The organism is Planktothrix tepida PCC 9214, assembly GCF_900009145.1.
In the GTDB taxonomy this organism is placed as follows: Bacteria; Cyanobacteriota; Cyanobacteriia; order Cyanobacteriales; family Microcoleaceae; genus Planktothrix; species Planktothrix tepida.
In genome coordinates this window covers 672,433-687,032 of record NZ_LN889813.1, presented here as the reverse complement: position 1 = coordinate 687,032, position 14,600 = coordinate 672,433, and the positions used below count along the sequence as shown (strand labels likewise).

At 37.7% G+C, this 14,600-nt stretch carries 16 protein-coding genes and 1 CRISPR repeat array; of the genes, 12 read left to right on the top strand and 4 right to left on the bottom strand.

The window, feature by feature from the left end; translation table 11 throughout:
* Positions 1 to 100: 100 nt before the first annotated feature.
* Positions 101 to 919 (bottom strand): tetratricopeptide repeat protein, encoded by an 819-nt coding sequence (locus tag PL9214_RS25640; protein WP_072722121.1) that lies wholly within the window; start codon positions 917 to 919, stop codon positions 101 to 103.
* A 108-nt stretch (positions 920 to 1,027) separates the two neighbouring features.
* Here PL9214_RS25640 and PL9214_RS31595 point away from each other — a divergent pair, with 108 nt between their 5' ends.
* From PL9214_RS31595 to PL9214_RS25620, 4 genes are all read left to right on the top strand, one after another.
* Positions 1,028 to 1,744, top strand: a complete 717-nt coding sequence (locus tag PL9214_RS31595; RefSeq protein WP_186440457.1) for a hypothetical protein — start codon at positions 1,028 to 1,030, stop codon at positions 1,742 to 1,744.
* A gap of 203 nt (positions 1,745 to 1,947) precedes the next feature.
* On the top strand, positions 1,948 to 2,304 hold the full coding sequence (locus tag PL9214_RS25630; protein WP_072722119.1) for a DUF7980 family protein: 357 nt from the start codon (positions 1,948 to 1,950) through the stop codon (positions 2,302 to 2,304).
* A 29-nt stretch (positions 2,305 to 2,333) separates the two neighbouring features.
* Positions 2,334 to 3,056: a phosphatase PAP2 family protein gene (locus tag PL9214_RS25625; RefSeq protein ID WP_083580189.1), complete on the top strand. Its 723-nt coding sequence runs from the start codon at positions 2,334 to 2,336 to the stop codon at positions 3,054 to 3,056.
* A gap of 15 nt (positions 3,057 to 3,071) precedes the next feature.
* Positions 3,072 to 3,884 carry a prohibitin family protein gene (locus PL9214_RS25620; RefSeq protein WP_072722117.1) on the top strand — a complete coding sequence of 271 codons (813 nt, stop codon included), beginning with the start codon at positions 3,072 to 3,074 and terminating at the stop codon, positions 3,882 to 3,884.
* Between the two features lie 8 nt (positions 3,885 to 3,892).
* On the opposite strand, the gene PL9214_RS25615 is transcribed toward PL9214_RS25620, so the two are convergent.
* Positions 3,893 to 4,882, bottom strand: a complete 990-nt coding sequence (locus PL9214_RS25615; RefSeq protein WP_245824369.1) for a LysR substrate-binding domain-containing protein — start codon at positions 4,880 to 4,882, stop codon at positions 3,893 to 3,895.
* A 124-nt stretch (positions 4,883 to 5,006) separates the two neighbouring features.
* Here PL9214_RS25615 and PL9214_RS25610 point away from each other — a divergent pair, with 124 nt between their 5' ends.
* The 6 genes from PL9214_RS25610 (at position 5,007) to PL9214_RS25585 (ending at position 9,998) form a co-directional block, all read left to right on the top strand.
* Positions 5,007 to 5,594 (top strand): Crp/Fnr family transcriptional regulator, encoded by a 588-nt coding sequence (locus tag PL9214_RS25610; protein WP_072722115.1) that lies wholly within the window; start codon positions 5,007 to 5,009, stop codon positions 5,592 to 5,594.
* A 40-nt stretch (positions 5,595 to 5,634) separates the two neighbouring features.
* Positions 5,635 to 6,207, top strand: a complete 573-nt coding sequence (locus PL9214_RS25605; RefSeq protein WP_222425282.1) for an MgtC/SapB family protein — start codon at positions 5,635 to 5,637, stop codon at positions 6,205 to 6,207.
* A 242-nt stretch (positions 6,208 to 6,449) separates the two neighbouring features.
* Complete coding sequence (locus PL9214_RS25600) at positions 6,450 to 7,973, top strand: APC family permease (protein WP_072722113.1); 1,524 nt, start codon at positions 6,450 to 6,452, stop codon at positions 7,971 to 7,973.
* 37 nt (positions 7,974 to 8,010) lie between these two features.
* Positions 8,011 to 8,709, top strand: a complete 699-nt coding sequence (locus tag PL9214_RS25595; RefSeq protein ID WP_072722112.1) for a cadmium resistance transporter — start codon at positions 8,011 to 8,013, stop codon at positions 8,707 to 8,709.
* A gap of 61 nt (positions 8,710 to 8,770) precedes the next feature.
* Complete coding sequence (locus PL9214_RS25590) at positions 8,771 to 9,415, top strand: hypothetical protein (protein WP_072722109.1); 645 nt, start codon at positions 8,771 to 8,773, stop codon at positions 9,413 to 9,415.
* Between the two features lie 163 nt (positions 9,416 to 9,578).
* Positions 9,579 to 9,998: a YidH family protein gene (locus tag PL9214_RS25585; protein ID WP_072722345.1), complete on the top strand. Its 420-nt coding sequence runs from the start codon at positions 9,579 to 9,581 to the stop codon at positions 9,996 to 9,998.
* 144 nt (positions 9,999 to 10,142) lie between these two features.
* Here the strand turns inward: PL9214_RS25585 and PL9214_RS25580 are convergent, their stop codons facing one another.
* Positions 10,143 to 11,105 (bottom strand): DUF389 domain-containing protein, encoded by a 963-nt coding sequence (locus tag PL9214_RS25580; protein WP_072722107.1) that lies wholly within the window; start codon positions 11,103 to 11,105, stop codon positions 10,143 to 10,145.
* Positions 11,106 to 11,194: 89 nt separating this feature from the next.
* Here PL9214_RS25580 and PL9214_RS25575 point away from each other — a divergent pair, with 89 nt between their 5' ends.
* The gene (locus PL9214_RS25575) at positions 11,195 to 11,704 is read left to right on the top strand and encodes an SLOG cluster 4 domain-containing protein (protein WP_072722344.1); all 510 of its coding nucleotides are present in this window, start codon (positions 11,195 to 11,197) and stop codon (positions 11,702 to 11,704) included.
* Positions 11,705 to 11,740: 36 nt separating this feature from the next.
* Entirely contained in the window at positions 11,741 to 12,079 is a 339-nt protein-coding gene (locus PL9214_RS25570; protein WP_072722104.1) for a cupin domain-containing protein, read from the top strand.
* A gap of 160 nt (positions 12,080 to 12,239) precedes the next feature.
* A CRISPR array of direct repeats spans positions 12,240 to 13,155; the repeat unit is 37 nt; unit sequence GTTTCAATCCCTGATAGGGATTAATAGTAGTTTAAAC.
* 263 nt (positions 13,156 to 13,418) lie between these two features.
* On the opposite strand, the gene wecB is transcribed toward PL9214_RS25570, so the two are convergent.
* Positions 13,419 to 14,534, bottom strand: coding sequence for a non-hydrolyzing UDP-N-acetylglucosamine 2-epimerase (wecB, locus tag PL9214_RS25565; RefSeq protein ID WP_072722102.1), 1,116 nt, complete (start codon positions 14,532 to 14,534; stop codon positions 13,419 to 13,421).
* Positions 14,535 to 14,600 lie beyond the last annotated feature (66 nt).

Sequence of the window (14,600 nt, the reverse complement as noted above, 5' to 3'; positions counted from 1 at the left end):
TCACCGATTTTTCGATCAGAACAAATGATAAAGTTCCCTATGGCGCGTTCTCTATTTTCGGTTTCCGATTCCCTCTGCTCTATTCCCTGTTTGAGTCCCCTTAATATAATTGTAGCATTAATTGTTTCCGATATTTTTGGGTCAAGGGATGGTCATCCCCCAGTAAATTAAAAATAGTCAACATTGCTTTTCTAGCCCCATCCTCTTTATATTTGCGATCGGTAGATACAATCTCTAAAAATAAAGATAACGCCTCTGCGTAGTCTTCCGCTAAAGTTAATTGACAAGCTTTTGCATAGTTCTGTTCCAGTTGGCTTTCTCCCGAAGCAGTAGCATCTGTTTTGAGTTGGATTAATTGTTTTAAAGCCTGAGCTTTGGGGAAGAAATCGCGCTGATCTTCTCCAATGGTATTTAACAGTTTTTCAGCATTTTCAAGTTGATTGAGAACAATTAAAAAATTAGCCGCTTCTAACACTACTTCTAAGCGATTTGGATAGTGAGAAAATAGCTGATCTAAAAGTTGTTTGGCGGTGGGAAAGTTCTTTTGAGTGATCGCAGTTTTTAAAGCCTCTAAATCCTGATCAAAATTAGATTTTAAATTAAATTGGCTTAGGGTTTGCCGAATTTGAGCTTCTGTTAATGCTCCTACAAAACCGGGCTGCATTTCTCCTTGAAGCACAATTCTTACATCCGGTACACCTTCTACCCCATATTGACTTGCTAATTCAGGATTTTGATCAATATCAATTTTCGCTAAAATAAAATCATATTCGTTCACCAACTTTTCTAAAATGGGTTTTAAAATTTGACACGGGCCACACCAAGTTGCATAAAAGTCTACAAATACAGGGCTTTTATAGGAAACTTTGATTACCTCTTGCTCAAAGTTAGATTGATTAACGTCAATTGCATATCCCATCGGATAAATCCTCCCATTGATTTCGTTTCCTATTTTATCGTAAATGTTCAGAGTTATCCTTTAAAATTCCTAAAAAACGGTTTTTTCCCCTTAAAAATTGAGACTGTAATGAAGACTAATCTTAAATTGATGAGCGGGTTAACGGCTATCTTTATTTTTGCTTTTGGTTGCCGTTTATATGCTGTTGATACTCCTAGAACAAATTCTTCTAAAAAAACTAAAATTTCTAACCTTTTCTTAGAAGGTTCTGTTTTGTCTTCTACAAACTCTTCAAGCTTTATTATCCCAAAACCTCCCCATATTAATTCCGTCGAAGAAACAGCTTTTCAAGCCAGAGGGTTAGCGATTAGAGAGAAATTAGCTGCGATTAATTTAGATGAAAAAGATGCTTGGTGGCGACGAATTAAACTCGGTGATCCGCATAAATATTTATTACCGATTATTTTAGCACGATTAAGTCTACAAAATGAACCTGTCGGCAAAAATTATGATCCGCAACACAGTTGGGATGTTTTATTAAAATTGGATCAAGATAAGCCCGATCTCTATCATTTTCGAGCAGATTGGAAAAGTCAAGGAAAATTAAGTTATAAAAGTTTAGCAGGCGATCGCTTAACCTTAACCTATCAACAAAATGGAGCCCTTGGCAATGCTATCATTAATGGAAAACAACAAGTTTTAGAAGATTGGCCCGTTTTAGAGAGTCCTTATATTCAAGAAAAGCTTTATAGTGGCCTACTAGAGGTTAACGTCCCTCAACACCCTCCCTGGCGACTGCGAGGAACCCTGATGGGGCCAACTTGGGAGACGGGCAAACAAAAATGAATTGGAAATGTATTGAATTTCATGCGAGATTCATATACAATATACACAGAAATCAGGTTTCTGAACCAGACCTTTTGATTTCAGCCCCTAAACAACAACTAGAAACTGAGTTTCTTAGGTTTCTGGCATCAGTCCTGAGTCAGATTTTTTTTTGATAACAATTGATAACAATTGAGTTGAAATTGTGGATAATCAAGAGGTTTATGTCTAAAAAATGGATCGGCGGAATTTTGGTTTTTCTGGGTTTCATGATGTCTCCGTTGTGCTGGTGGAACGATTTAATTTTTAATTTACCGATTGCTTATGGGTTTGGATTTGTTTTTAGTAAATTGTCTGAAGATTTATTTTTTCCCAGTTCTATTTTTGGCTATTGGCTGTCAAATTTAGCGGGAATTCTCCTAATGCAATATGGGGCCATCAATGTTGTTGAATCTTCTTCCCCTGAACGAAATCTTAAGAAAGATTTAGCAATGGGTGTCTTTTCCTCAACTGCTTTTACCGTAGTAATGGTACTCTTAGTTCAGTCTAATGTAATTGACCTGTCCCTGCTACCGCATTAAACTGAAAATATGTGCAGTTTTAGGGCAAAATGATGTCTGATTTTAATCCCCATAAACCGTCATTTAGGGACTGGAGTTCTGTTCAACAGTGGTTCATCCTGCATTGGCAGTTTTTAGCTTTAGGAATTTCTTTACCCTTACTGTTGTTTGGGATTCTAGCTTTAAAAGTAGGCGAAAGTTCCAGTGGTCTACCTTGGGATTTATCGATTTTATTCGCCATTCATTCTATAGAACAACCTCAACTGGAAAGCTTGGCGATTATCTTAACCTTTACTTGTACTTCTCTAGGAATCGTTTTCCTAGCAACTCCGGTTGTTTTAATTTTAGGGTATCAAAAACAATGGCGATCGCTTTTGTATTTAATTTTAACGCTTTCAGGAAGTGGAATTCTGAGCCAATCCGCTAAAGTTTTCTTTCATCGAATTCGACCTCATTTGTGGCAATCTTCCTATCCTTTTCCTTCAACTTTTTCTTTTCCTAGTGGTCACGCACTCTTAAGTATGGCCTTTGTAATCGTTTTAATTCTTATAACTTGGAGAACAAAATGGCGAGGGTTCGTGATTGGTTTAGGAGGATTATTTGTCCTTGGAATTGCTTGGACAAGACTGTATTTAGGCGTTCATTTTCCCAGTGATATTTTAGCGGGTTGGTTTCTCGCTATCACTTGGTCAATTCTCAGTAGTTTATTATTAAATATTCACCAATTTAATCGAATTGTAGATACTCAATCTTCTACTGTTCTCGAAAGTTAACTTCAGATTGTACCCATGCCCAGATATCAATTATTTTTGAAGCCAGCTAACCTATTTTTTTTATTTTTATTACTTTTAATTTTCTTCAATCCTCTGATTATTGTTAATGCTGGGGAACGGGGAATTTTAATGGTGTTTGGTCAGGTTCAAGCTGAAATTTTGGATGAAGGATTGCATTTTATTATTCCTGTAGCTGAAACAGTACAAAAGATGACTGTCCGTATTCAAAAACAGGAAATATCGGCTGAAGCTTCCTCAAAAGATTTACAGGAGGTATTTACTGATGTGGCATTGAATTGGCATATTATCCCTGAAGAAGTCAATTTAGCGTTTCAACGAATTGGGGATAAACAAGCCATTATTGAAGCGATTATTAATCCCGTTATTGAAGAAATTCTCAAAGCGGTTATGGCTAAATATACTGCCGAAGAAATTATTACTCGTCGGGAAAATGTTAAATCAGAAGTGGATCATTTATTAACAAGCCAATTAATTAATTATCACATTCAAGTCGATAATATTTCTCTAGTTCATGTTCATTTTTCCCAACGGTTTACCGATGCTGTGGAAGCCAAACAAATTGCTGAACAGGATGCTAAAAAAGCTGGATTTTTAGTTTTAAAAGCCATTAAAGAAGCAGAAGTTAAGGTTAATTTAGCTAAAGGAGAAGTTGAAGCTCATAGTTTACTGCAAAAAACCTTAACTCCCGAAATTTTGCACCAGAAAATCATTGATAAATGGAATGGAAGTTTACCTTTAGTTGTAGATGATAAATTTATTCATGGATTTAAGCTAGAATCTTTATTGAATCATCAGTTTTCTGAATAGAGATCCATTTAGCTAACATTCATTTGAGTGAACTGTAAATTAATTTCATTCAATAATAACATTTTTTCAAAGGTTTGAGAAATGCGAGTTTGAAACCGTTGATAATGTTTGATTTTTAAAAAAGGTCGAATCAATTCTAATTCTTTATGAGAAGGTTGACGATAATCAACAATCCGAATCGCCTTTAAAACTCCTAATTTTAATTCTTTTTTAACCATCAGTTCAGAAATTCCGGCTGCTACATGACCTTCTTCGACAACAGATTTCACCATTTCTCCCGTATTTAAAACTAAAATAACCTTTAATTCGCTGAGATTAATTCCCCAATTTTGTAACGCTTCTTCTAAGCGTTGTTGAGTCCCTGAACCCGGTTCTCGCATGACCCAATCTGTATTTTTAAGTTCTGTTAAATCAACTTTGTCTCGGTTAAACCAAGGATGGGACTGTCCAACAACAATTAATAAGCGATCGCTGCCAATTTCCTCCTGACTTAATAATTTTTGTAAAGAAGGTTTGACTTCCCCTTCAATTAATCCTAAATCAAAGTGTCCGTTGGCTGTCCCTAAACAAATTTCCTCGGTATTCGCTAAGGTGCAGTTGACAATAATTCCTGAATATTGCCGTTGAAATTGACTAATTTTTTCCGGTAGCCAATAGTTTCCAATGGTTAAACTTGAGCCTAACTTGAGTTCTCCCCGTTGTAAATTATTTAACTCTCTTAATCCTCGTTCGGTTAACGCGACTTGTTCTAAAATTTTTTGGGCTTCAAGTTGCAGTAATTGTCCAGCTTCTGTAATTTCAACGTGGCGACCAATCCGATGAAATAACTTAACTCGATATTCTGTTTCTAAGCTTTGAATCGCAGCACTAACCGCCGGTTGCGTAATATAGAGGTTCTCAGCCGCACGGGTAAAGTGTAGATGTTCTGCTACCGCCAAAAAAATTCGCAGTTGCTCTAGGGTCATTCCAGCCATTGTAAAGTTACTCACCTCTTGCATGATTCGGGGATGGGGTTAGCCTGGGGACTATCAAAAATTTAATACAATTAAAACTGTATTTTAATACAAACACAAGTAACATAGTCTACAATTTTAGTTAAATTTCGTTTAGTTTGTATCTTCCATGACTTTAGCTTCAGGAATTGCACCGGAATTCAGTCAACAACAGCGTTACTTCCAACGTCGTGACCGACTTCCTTTAAGACGGGATCACCTGTGGAAAATTCAGTCGGGTGTTGTGCGTACCCTCACTTACCTGGAAAATGGAACTGTTGTTACATTAGGGTTATGGGGAAGAGGAGATATCGTTTCACGGGTTTTGTCTAAAGCTGACCCCTACTATATGGAGTGCGTGACCCCAGTTCAGGCGATTCCTGTTCCAATCTCTGAATTTGATAATCTATATCCCCTGTTAATTGAACATATTCATCAACTGCAAACCTTTTTAGAAATCGTTCATTCCCGTCCTGTTGATGAAGCGTTGCATAAATTATTGACCTTATTAGCCAACAAATTTGGCAGTGGTGTCTCTCAGGGACAACTGATTGAATTCCATTTAACCCATCAAGAAATTGCTGAAACAATTGGCACAACAAGAGTCACGGTCACTCGACTTTTGAAAGAATTTGAACAGCATGGAATTATTGAACGGTTAAATAGGCAATTTATTCTTTTACCTGGACATCAACCTTTTTGGCACTATGAGATTTAAAAAATAGTAGGATTTTTTATCCTAGGGGGGTTGAGGAGCAATGGCTATAAATTCTAACCCAATGTTTTTTCCGGCTGATGATTGGTTCACCATTATTTTCCGCCTAGGAATTGCTTTGTTCATCGGAGGATTGATTGGACTAGATCGTCAGCAACCCAGTAGGCCGGCGGGAATGAGAACTTATATGATTGTCAGTTTAGGGGCTGCTATTTTTATCATGCTGCCTTTACAAGCCGGGTTTGATATGAACTCAACTAATGCCCTTAGTCGTACTGTTCAAGGCATTGCAACCGGAGTAGGATTTCTTGGGGCGGGCCTGATTTTGCAACAGCCAAAACCTAATCTTAAGCCTAAAGTTAAAGGGCTAACTTCGGCAGCAGCTTTGTGGTTAACCGCAGGTTTAGGAACCGCCGCTGGATGTGGATTATGGCGCATGAGTTTAATCGGAACCTTAATGACGTTACTGATTTTAAGTGGGTTTAAAAAAGTCAAACACACGTCTATTTATCGGCAACGAGTTTATAAACCCTTCTATAAACAGCAACGAATTCCTCGTCCTAAAACTCAAACCATTCATGAGGAAATCCACTCAGAAGATTCAGAACTGAAGTAGAAAATTTTCAGCGATTACCCTTTGATCCTACCGTAAAACACCATTAAGGGGAGAATCAATCAATAAAATTTATCAATTCAACAAAAAAGAACAGTTGATTCTATTATCGAATCCGCATAGAGTAAAACTTGAAACACTAACGGTTTCATTTCCGGTGATATCGTTAATCATTGCTCAATACTTTATTGGCGATCGCAGAGCAATTCACCGATGTCTATTTGAAATACAGAAGGAATTACTCTATGACCGAAAGCACTCAACTCCATCAGGGTTCTCATGGCTTAAAAAAGGATTGTCTTTCTTTTGGTGAAGTTTTAGCTCAATCTTTTGCTGTAATTGCCCCTACAACAATTCCAGCCTCTAATTTAGGATTATTAGTTGCCCTTTCAGGAAAAGGAACCTGGCTCAGTTTTTTAATTGGTTTAATCGGCTTAATCTTTGTCAGTATTAATATTAATCAATTTGCCAGACGTTCTGCTTCTCCGGGTTCATTTTATGCGTATATTGTTAAAGGATTAGGCCCCACCGCCGGAGTTATTTGTGGTTGGAGTTTGGTACTCGCCTATTTATTCACGGGAATGTCTGTTCTCTGTGGTTTAGCTAACTTTAGCGGCATATTATTTGGTCATTTAGGGATTCATCCTTCGGCAATTACCTTACTCGCCATTGGTGCTGGAATTGCTTGGTATGCAGCCTACAAAGATATCCAACTTTCCGCTATGGCGATGTTATGGATGGAAGGAATTTCGATTTTGTTAATTGGCATTCTAACTATCCTTATTTGGGCACATAAAGGCTTTGCTTTAGATCTGAGCCAACTCACCTTAGAAGGGGTTACTCCGGGTCATATTGCCACTGGATTAGTGTTAGCTTTATTTGGATTTTCAGGATTTGAAAGTGCCACCACATTAGGGGATGAAGCTAAAAATCCGTTAAGAACGATTCCCCGTTCTGTGATGGGCAGTGTTATCTTAGCTGGAGTCTTTTTTATCTTCACCAGTTATGTTGAAATTCTAGGATTTGAAGGAACTGGGGTTTCGATTACAACAACAGAAGAACCCTTAGCTTTTCTTTCCCATCAAATCGGCTTCGGATTCTTAGGAGATATTATTGCTTTCGGGGTTTTATTTAGCTTCTTTGCTTGTGTTTTAGGAACTATTAATCCCGCCGCCCGCATCTTTTTTACTATGGCGCGTCACGGTTTATTTCATGCGTCTATTGGTACAACCCACGCTTCAAATCGTACCCCTCATATTGCTGTTACCCTCTGTTCCTTTGTAATGTTTCTAGTTCCAGCAATCCTGTCAATGTTTAATATTCGCTTATTTGAAAGTATGGGTTATTTAGGAGCGATTTGTAGTTATGGATTTTTAACGGTTTACATTTTAGTTTCCCTGGCTGCGCCCCTTTATCTCCACAAAATTAAACAACTGCGCCCGATGGATGTTGTCTGTTCTATCTTAGCTATTGGCTTCATGATGATTCCGATTATTGGTAGCGTTGGTATCCCCGGAAATCAACTGTTTCCAGTTCCTGAAGCCCCTTATAATCTCTTCCCTTATTTATTCCTCCTCTACTTATTCGTAACTTGTGGCTGGTTCGTCAGACAACGCACTCGTTCACCGAAATTAGTCAGAACAATGGAACGACATATTGAAGAAATTCATGCTCAATTTACTCACCCCACTCCTGAAATTATTCCTTCAGCTTCTTTAGTGCTTCCTACTTCCCATTCCTATTCGACTAAACGCAGACGAAAATTCTAAACCTCTCCATTATTAACCCTCACAGGAAAATCAAACCATGAACGAATTTATAACCGCCATTTCCACAGGAACCGCCGCCTTTGCTGCGACTAATATTGATGATATTTTCATCCTCACTCTATTTTTTTCCCAAGTTAATGCCTTGTTCCGTCGCCGTCAAATTGTTATCGGTCAGTATTTAGGATTTACCCTCTTATTATTGGCAAGTTTACCCGGTTTTTTTGGAAGTTTATTGATTCCTCCTGATTGGATTCGAGGGTTGGGTTTAGTTCCTGTTATTTTGGGAATTTATTATTTATTGAAATCTCAAGAAGACGAGGATGATGATTCACCAACTATAGAGACTTCCCTAACATCGGATAACCCCTCTTTTTGGCAAAATTGGTTATCTCCTCAAACCTATGGAGTCGCGGCGGTAACGGTTGCCAATGGCAGCGATAATATAGGGATTTATGTTCCCCTATTTGCGAGTAGCAGTTGGGAAACTTTATTAACGATATTATGTACCTTTTTCTCCCTCGTTGGGGTTTGGTGTTATGTCGCTTACAAGTTAACCCATTTTCCAACTATTGCCAAAGTATTAACGGGTTATGGTAATACGTTTGTTCCCTGTGTTTTAATTGGTTTAGGTGTGTTTATCGTTAAAGAAAACCTTTTATTAGCACTTCTGGCTTTAGGCATTAGTTGTGCTTGGGTTTTGTTTTCTAACCCCCCCAAAGTAGCCGAAGTTGAATAATGGGATTACACCCGGTACAAGTTTTAACGTTTTGATTCAACCTAATTCAAGGATAAAATTCATGAAATTCTTAACCTCTCTATTGATTGCTTTGGTTCTGATGCTCAATTTGGTGTTCTCTCAACCTGCTTCCGCCGAACCTAAATATACAAAGAATCCTGATTATATTGAAGTCACCCAAGCTTTAAAACAACTGTCTTTAGTTGCTGAAGATGAAAAGCAAACTCAAGGTGCAATTTCTAAACCTGTTCAACAACAACTTGACTATTTACAGTTTCAACAATATGCGTTAAAATCAGCAACTCATTGGGGACAATGTACCAATAAAACGGGAAAAACAATCGCAGTTTATGGCAGTCCCCAAAAAGAAGATCAAGAAGATCAAGCAACCCTTTATTTTTTGGGTGATAATCAAACTACCCCTAAAAAGTGGGATTGTGATGGCTTCTATTTACCCCAAGATATTAAGGGAACTAATTTGGCACTCAGTGAACAATCTGAGCCTTTACAAGGGCCGATTGCCGTTAAAATTCTGGATGGAACTCAGTTAGAAATTACCACTAATCCTGACACGGGAACTCTTGAGTTTAACTCCCCCTTAGCAAAGGTTGTTCAAGCTAATGATACTCATTGGTTTATCCCTAATATTTCTCAGAGTATTATTGATAGCCAAATTCCTAATACTTTGAGTACAAAAAAATCTTAAGTGATTCTAACTATGTTCCCCTGTCTCCCTTTAAACGGGGAGAAAAGGGGTAATCAAAATCACCCTGAAAAAAAGTGATTTCTTCGTTAATTCTCTGTATTTTTGTTGAATTTTCTCAACTATGAAAACTGAAGATTACACCCAAATCAAAGCCTCTGAGTTCATGAAATCACCAGATTCTACCGCAGAAATTATCCAGAAACCCAAAAAATTGAACCCTTCCCGCGTTCGAGATCACTTAGCCAATGAACGAACTTATCTCGCCTGGATGCGAACCGCCGTTGGTTTAATGGGATTTGGTGTTGTGATTTTACGCCTGCGTGCATTTCAACCTATTGCTGTTCCTGGCCCTGGTTATGGTTGGAAATTAGGATTATTATTTTCAGGAGTGGGTTTATTAACCGTATTATTATCCACATTTCAATATTTTATTGTGCGTCGAGATATTGAAGAAGATACCTACGAACCACCTGATCGTTGGGTAATTCTTTTTAGTTTAGCGATCGCATTATTAGGAGCCGGAATTATTTATTTTGTCTTCACCAGTCCTGTATCTAGCCCCCTTGATTTTGGCGGATTTTAAAATCAGTTATCAGTTATCAGTTATCAGTTGTCAGTTGTCAGTAATTACTAATTAGTTGATTGACTCTCTCTTAACTCGTACAGGCACACCTGGGCGAAACCATATCTCTACACTAATTACTGATAACTGATGACTGACAACTGATTACTTCTCTGCTTCGACTTGTTCTACATCTTCAACTAAGAAAACCAATGTGAAATTTTGTCTCATTTTTTGATTGATAAAATCTTGGACTAAACGCACTTGTCTGGGGGTAACGGGTTCGGTAGAACGAACTTTTAAATAAGCTGTGGGAGGATTTTGTTTCCAATTAATATGAGTGTCTTGTAAATCTACTCGTTGTCCCGTTAAGGTTTTTTCTTGAAAAATATTCCTTAAATCCGTTTGTAACCGCAGTTGAGTTACGAACTTTAAAAAACTAATGCCTAAAGGAATTGCTAACACAGAAGCCACAATCAGTGTGATGACAAATTCTCTTTTGAGTTGGGAATAACCTGCCAAAACAAAAACGATCATGCAAGCTAAGGCGATGCCAATTAAATTGGTTAAATAAAGCAATGTTGCGCCATAACTTAAATCATAAAAACCTTGAGATAACGTTAAACCAATGACACATAAAGGAGGCATTAACGCCACTGCAATTGCGGTTCCAGCTACAGCGTCACTAATCCCCTTTTCAACTTTCGTAAAACCGCTTAATCCCCCTGCGACAACAGCGATTCCTAAATCTATTAAATTGGGTTCAGTTCTCGCTAAAACCTCTGAACCAAAATCTTCAATTCCGACTATTTTTCCTAAAGTAATTGATAAGATCAGTGCTACTATTGTTCCCACAACAATCGAGATAATACCACACCGAGATAATTCTTGATCATTTTCTAAAATACCAAAGGCTAATCCTCGCAATGGTAACATAATGGGAGCGACTAACATGGCTCCAATAATGACGGCTGTACTATTACTGAGTAATCCAAAAGTCGCAATTAAACAAGCCGTTATGACTAAGATCATGTAGTTAAAACTCGGTCGGGATTCAGCCATTAAATCCTGCCGCATTTGGACTAAGGTATCCCCGGATACTTTTTTGAGCTTTAGTTGAGTTTTCATAACAAATCTTAAGATTTCTCAAGGTTTAGAAATCAGCGATGATTGATCGCTCTAAATTAATAGATGTCTGGCATCTTATCACATTATTTATGAGAAAAATTACTATTGGCGTTATGGGGCCAGGAGAAGGAGCAACGTCCCTGGATGTTGAGCATGGGTATCAATTGGGTCAATTGATTGCTGAATCAGGATGGGTTTTATTAACAGGAGGTCGAAATAGGGGAGTGATGGAATCAGCCAATCAAGGAGCAAAAGCAGCTAATGGTTTAACTTTAGGAATTTTACCGAATGGGGATAATCAAGGAATGTCTGAGGCGGTAGATATTGCAATTTTTACTAATTTAGGTCAGGCTAGAAATGCTATTAATGTATTATCTTCCGATGTTATTATTGCTTGTGGAATGGGAGCCGGAACTGCTTCGGAAATTGCTTTAGCAATTAAACAAAATAAGTGTGTTATTTTATTAAATCAAAACTTAGAAAGTCAAAGTTTTTTTAAATCTTTAGCGCCAGAACAAGTTTTTATTGTGAATTCTCCTGAATCTGCTATTCAAATGGTTAAAGATTGTTTGGCTAAATTAATTGACAAAATAACATAAATTTAGTAGAATTTAAAAAAGATATCTTTAATTTTTATGAAAATAACCGATTTAAACCAAATTCCAGAACAGGAAGTTTCCCATAATCCAGCGATTAAAAAAAAGGTGATGTTGAGTTTAGGAGATTTACCCCATTTAACGAATTTTTCTCAAGCGTGTTTTTCCCCCGGACAAGTGGCGGGAGGTCATTCCCATGCTGATATGTGTGAAGTTTTTTTTGTAGAATCAGGTTTGGGAAATATTGCGATTAATGGTACAAATTATGAATTAAAACCAGGAGTTTGTATTGCAGTGGAACCTGGAGAAGTTCACGAAGTCACCAACACAGGAAATACCGATTTAATTTTAACTTATTTTGGCTTACGCACCCCGTAGTAAGCCCTTCAGGGCTGTCTTTAAACAGTTAATATCACCCCTTATTGTTAACTTAAGCCTAAAAACTCTGATTTTTGAAAGAACCACAAAAGCACTTTACTTTTTTCACTAAGAAACGTATTCAGTCATTATGTCAGCACAAAAAAAAATTCCAAAAATTGTTTCAATCCCTGATAGGGATTAATAGTAATTTAAACAAAGCCGCCGCCGTAGTGGTACGGAAATCGAACCGTTTCAATCCCTGATAGGGATTAATAGTAGTTTAAACAAAATCATTATTGTTTTCCATCCGTGTAATCCCAGTTTCAATCCCTGATAGGGATTAATAGTAGTTTAAACTTTGTTTTACCGTTTTACCTTCAGAGAGTTCATGTTTCAATCCCTGATAGGGATTAATAGTAGTTTAAACAAACCTTCAGGAACATCTGCAACGATAGCTGATGCGTTTCAATCCCTGATAGGGATTAATAGTAGTTTAAACTAAAGAATCCCTCGGTGATTACCAGGCAAGGATGTTTCAATCCCTGATAGGGATTAATAGTAGTTTAAACCGGTTAGGGAAGATGTAAGATCTTCCTACCAGATGTTTCAATCCCTGATAGGGATTAATAGTAGTTTAAACTTAAGCTGTATCCTCAGCCTCAACACTTACTATTAGGTTTCAATCCCTGATAGGGATTAATAGTAGTTTAAACTAACAGTAAAGCCTATTCATTCCCCAGTAATTGGCTTGATGTTTCAATCCCTGATAGGGATTAATAGTAGTTTAAACCATAAATGGATTGATCCTATTGGTAATGTTTATGTTGTTTCAATCCCTGATAGGGATTAATAGTAGTTTAAACTGCCACACGGATAAAAGAAGGGGAAACAGAATTGGTTTCAATCCCTGATAGGGATTAATAGTAGTTTAAACAAGGAGGAACGACGGGTTATGTAAAGTGAGTTATTAGCGAAGTTTCAATCCCTGATAGGGATTAATAGTAGTTTAAACCATATTGAGCGCACCAAATATGCCAATCAGCCGACAAATCCCGATGTTTCAATCCCTGATAGGGATTAATAGTAGTTTAAACTGCACGCTTTGAAACCCGCATTGTATTTAGTTTTCAAGGTTCATTTGCGACAACCTGTTGCCACTTGAGAAAAATATACCACCAAACCGGAAAAAAAGTCAAGGGATTGTTCCCAAAAAACGGCTGAAATCCTGACGATACAGAGGTTCCAAAAAATGCGACAACCGATTTTTTATTCAATTTCCTTGTAACCCTTATGCAGAAGGAGATACAGCCGATTTTTTTCCCTTTCCAATTTCAACACCTCCCCCTTGTCGCAAACCTCAGCCCTGAAAATACCCTTGAATAATATTAATAATCCGTTCCGAAGCGTGACCATCCCCAAAGGGATTAATGGCATTTGCCATATTTTGATAGGCGATTTCATCCTGCAATAATACACTCGCCTCTGTGAAAATATCCACCGCTTCTGTTCCCACTAATTTAGCCGTTCCCGCTTCCACCGCTTCAGGACGTTCTGTTGTGGTTCTTAACACTAAAACCGGTTTTCCTAAACTCGGTGCTTCCTCTTGTAATCCTCCCGAATCTGTTAATACAAAATAACAACGATCAATCGCCGCCACTAATTCCGTATAATCTAACGGTTCTGTTAAAAAGACCCTGGGATGATTCCCTAATTTTTCCGTTAAAGGTTCCCTAACCGTTGGGTTTCGATGTAAAGGTAATAATAACGCCGTATCAGGAAATTTATTGAGAATTTGTAAGAATCCTTCAGCTATTCCCTGAAGGGGTTCTCCCCAATTTTCTCGACGATGAACCGTTGCTAAAATTAATCGATAGAGACTATTATTTAATTTAGGGATATGCAATTGAGGTTGTTTTCTCGCAACGGATAATAAAGCATCAATTACGGTATTTCCCGTATGATAAATTTCTCCTAAAACCCCCGAATTTTTAAGGTTTTGAACCGCTTGAATTGTCGGGGCAAAATGGAATTGCGTTAATTGAGATATTAACCGCCGATTTGCTTCTTCAGGATAGGGATTAAAGACATCATTGGTGCGTAATCCGGCTTCAACGTGACCAACCGGAATTCTTTGATAAAACGCCGCTAAACTCGCCGCAAAAGCCGTTGTTGTATCTCCTTGAACTAAGACTAAATGGGGCTTGAATTGTTTAAATAAATCTTCTAATCCTTGTAAACTTCCGCAGGTAATATCCGTTAAGGTTTGTTGTGGCTGCATGATGTTTAAATCGTGATCTCCCGTTAAATTAAATAACGTCATCACTTGAGAAACCATTTCTCGATGTTGACCCGTTAAAATCACCTGCGTTTCAAACCCAGGAGTTTGTTTTAACAGTTGAATGACAGGTGCTAATTTAATCGCTTCTGGGCGAGTTCCAAACACTACATTGACTCGAATTGGAAGATTTGACATAATTATTAAAAATAAAAAATCAATGATTAAACGGGTTATTAGCTCCCCCTAAATCCCTTAAGAAGG

Excerpts from the sequence above, each read along its gene's own strand:
- PL9214_RS25570 (WP_072722104.1), top strand. The coding sequence starts at position 11,741 with ATGAAAATAACCGATTTAAACCAAATTCCAGAACAGGAAGTTTCCCAT.
- PL9214_RS25630 (WP_072722119.1), top strand. The coding sequence starts at position 1,948 with ATGTCTAAAAAATGGATCGGCGGAATTTTGGTTTTTCTGGGTTTCATG.
- PL9214_RS31595 (WP_186440457.1), top strand. The coding sequence starts at position 1,028 with ATGAAGACTAATCTTAAATTGATGAGCGGGTTAACGGCTATCTTTATT.
- PL9214_RS25625 (WP_083580189.1), top strand. The coding sequence starts at position 2,334 with ATGATGTCTGATTTTAATCCCCATAAACCGTCATTTAGGGACTGGAGT.
- PL9214_RS25605 (WP_222425282.1), top strand. The coding sequence starts at position 5,635 with ATGGCTATAAATTCTAACCCAATGTTTTTTCCGGCTGATGATTGGTTC.
- wecB (WP_072722102.1), bottom strand. The coding sequence starts at position 14,534 with ATGTCAAATCTTCCAATTCGAGTCAATGTAGTGTTTGGAACTCGCCCA.
- PL9214_RS25600 (WP_072722113.1), top strand. The coding sequence starts at position 6,450 with ATGACCGAAAGCACTCAACTCCATCAGGGTTCTCATGGCTTAAAAAAG.
- PL9214_RS25615 (WP_245824369.1), bottom strand. The coding sequence starts at position 4,882 with ATGCAAGAGGTGAGTAACTTTACAATGGCTGGAATGACCCTAGAGCAA.
- PL9214_RS25585 (WP_072722345.1), top strand. The coding sequence starts at position 9,579 with ATGAAATCACCAGATTCTACCGCAGAAATTATCCAGAAACCCAAAAAA.
- PL9214_RS25575 (WP_072722344.1), top strand. The coding sequence starts at position 11,195 with ATGAGAAAAATTACTATTGGCGTTATGGGGCCAGGAGAAGGAGCAACG.
- PL9214_RS25640 (WP_072722121.1), bottom strand. The coding sequence starts at position 919 with ATGGGATATGCAATTGACGTTAATCAATCTAACTTTGAGCAAGAGGTA.
- PL9214_RS25620 (WP_072722117.1), top strand. The coding sequence starts at position 3,072 with ATGCCCAGATATCAATTATTTTTGAAGCCAGCTAACCTATTTTTTTTA.
- PL9214_RS25590 (WP_072722109.1), top strand. The coding sequence starts at position 8,771 with ATGAAATTCTTAACCTCTCTATTGATTGCTTTGGTTCTGATGCTCAAT.
- PL9214_RS25610 (WP_072722115.1), top strand. The coding sequence starts at position 5,007 with ATGACTTTAGCTTCAGGAATTGCACCGGAATTCAGTCAACAACAGCGT.
- PL9214_RS25595 (WP_072722112.1), top strand. The coding sequence starts at position 8,011 with ATGAACGAATTTATAACCGCCATTTCCACAGGAACCGCCGCCTTTGCT.
- PL9214_RS25580 (WP_072722107.1), bottom strand. The coding sequence starts at position 11,105 with ATGAAAACTCAACTAAAGCTCAAAAAAGTATCCGGGGATACCTTAGTC.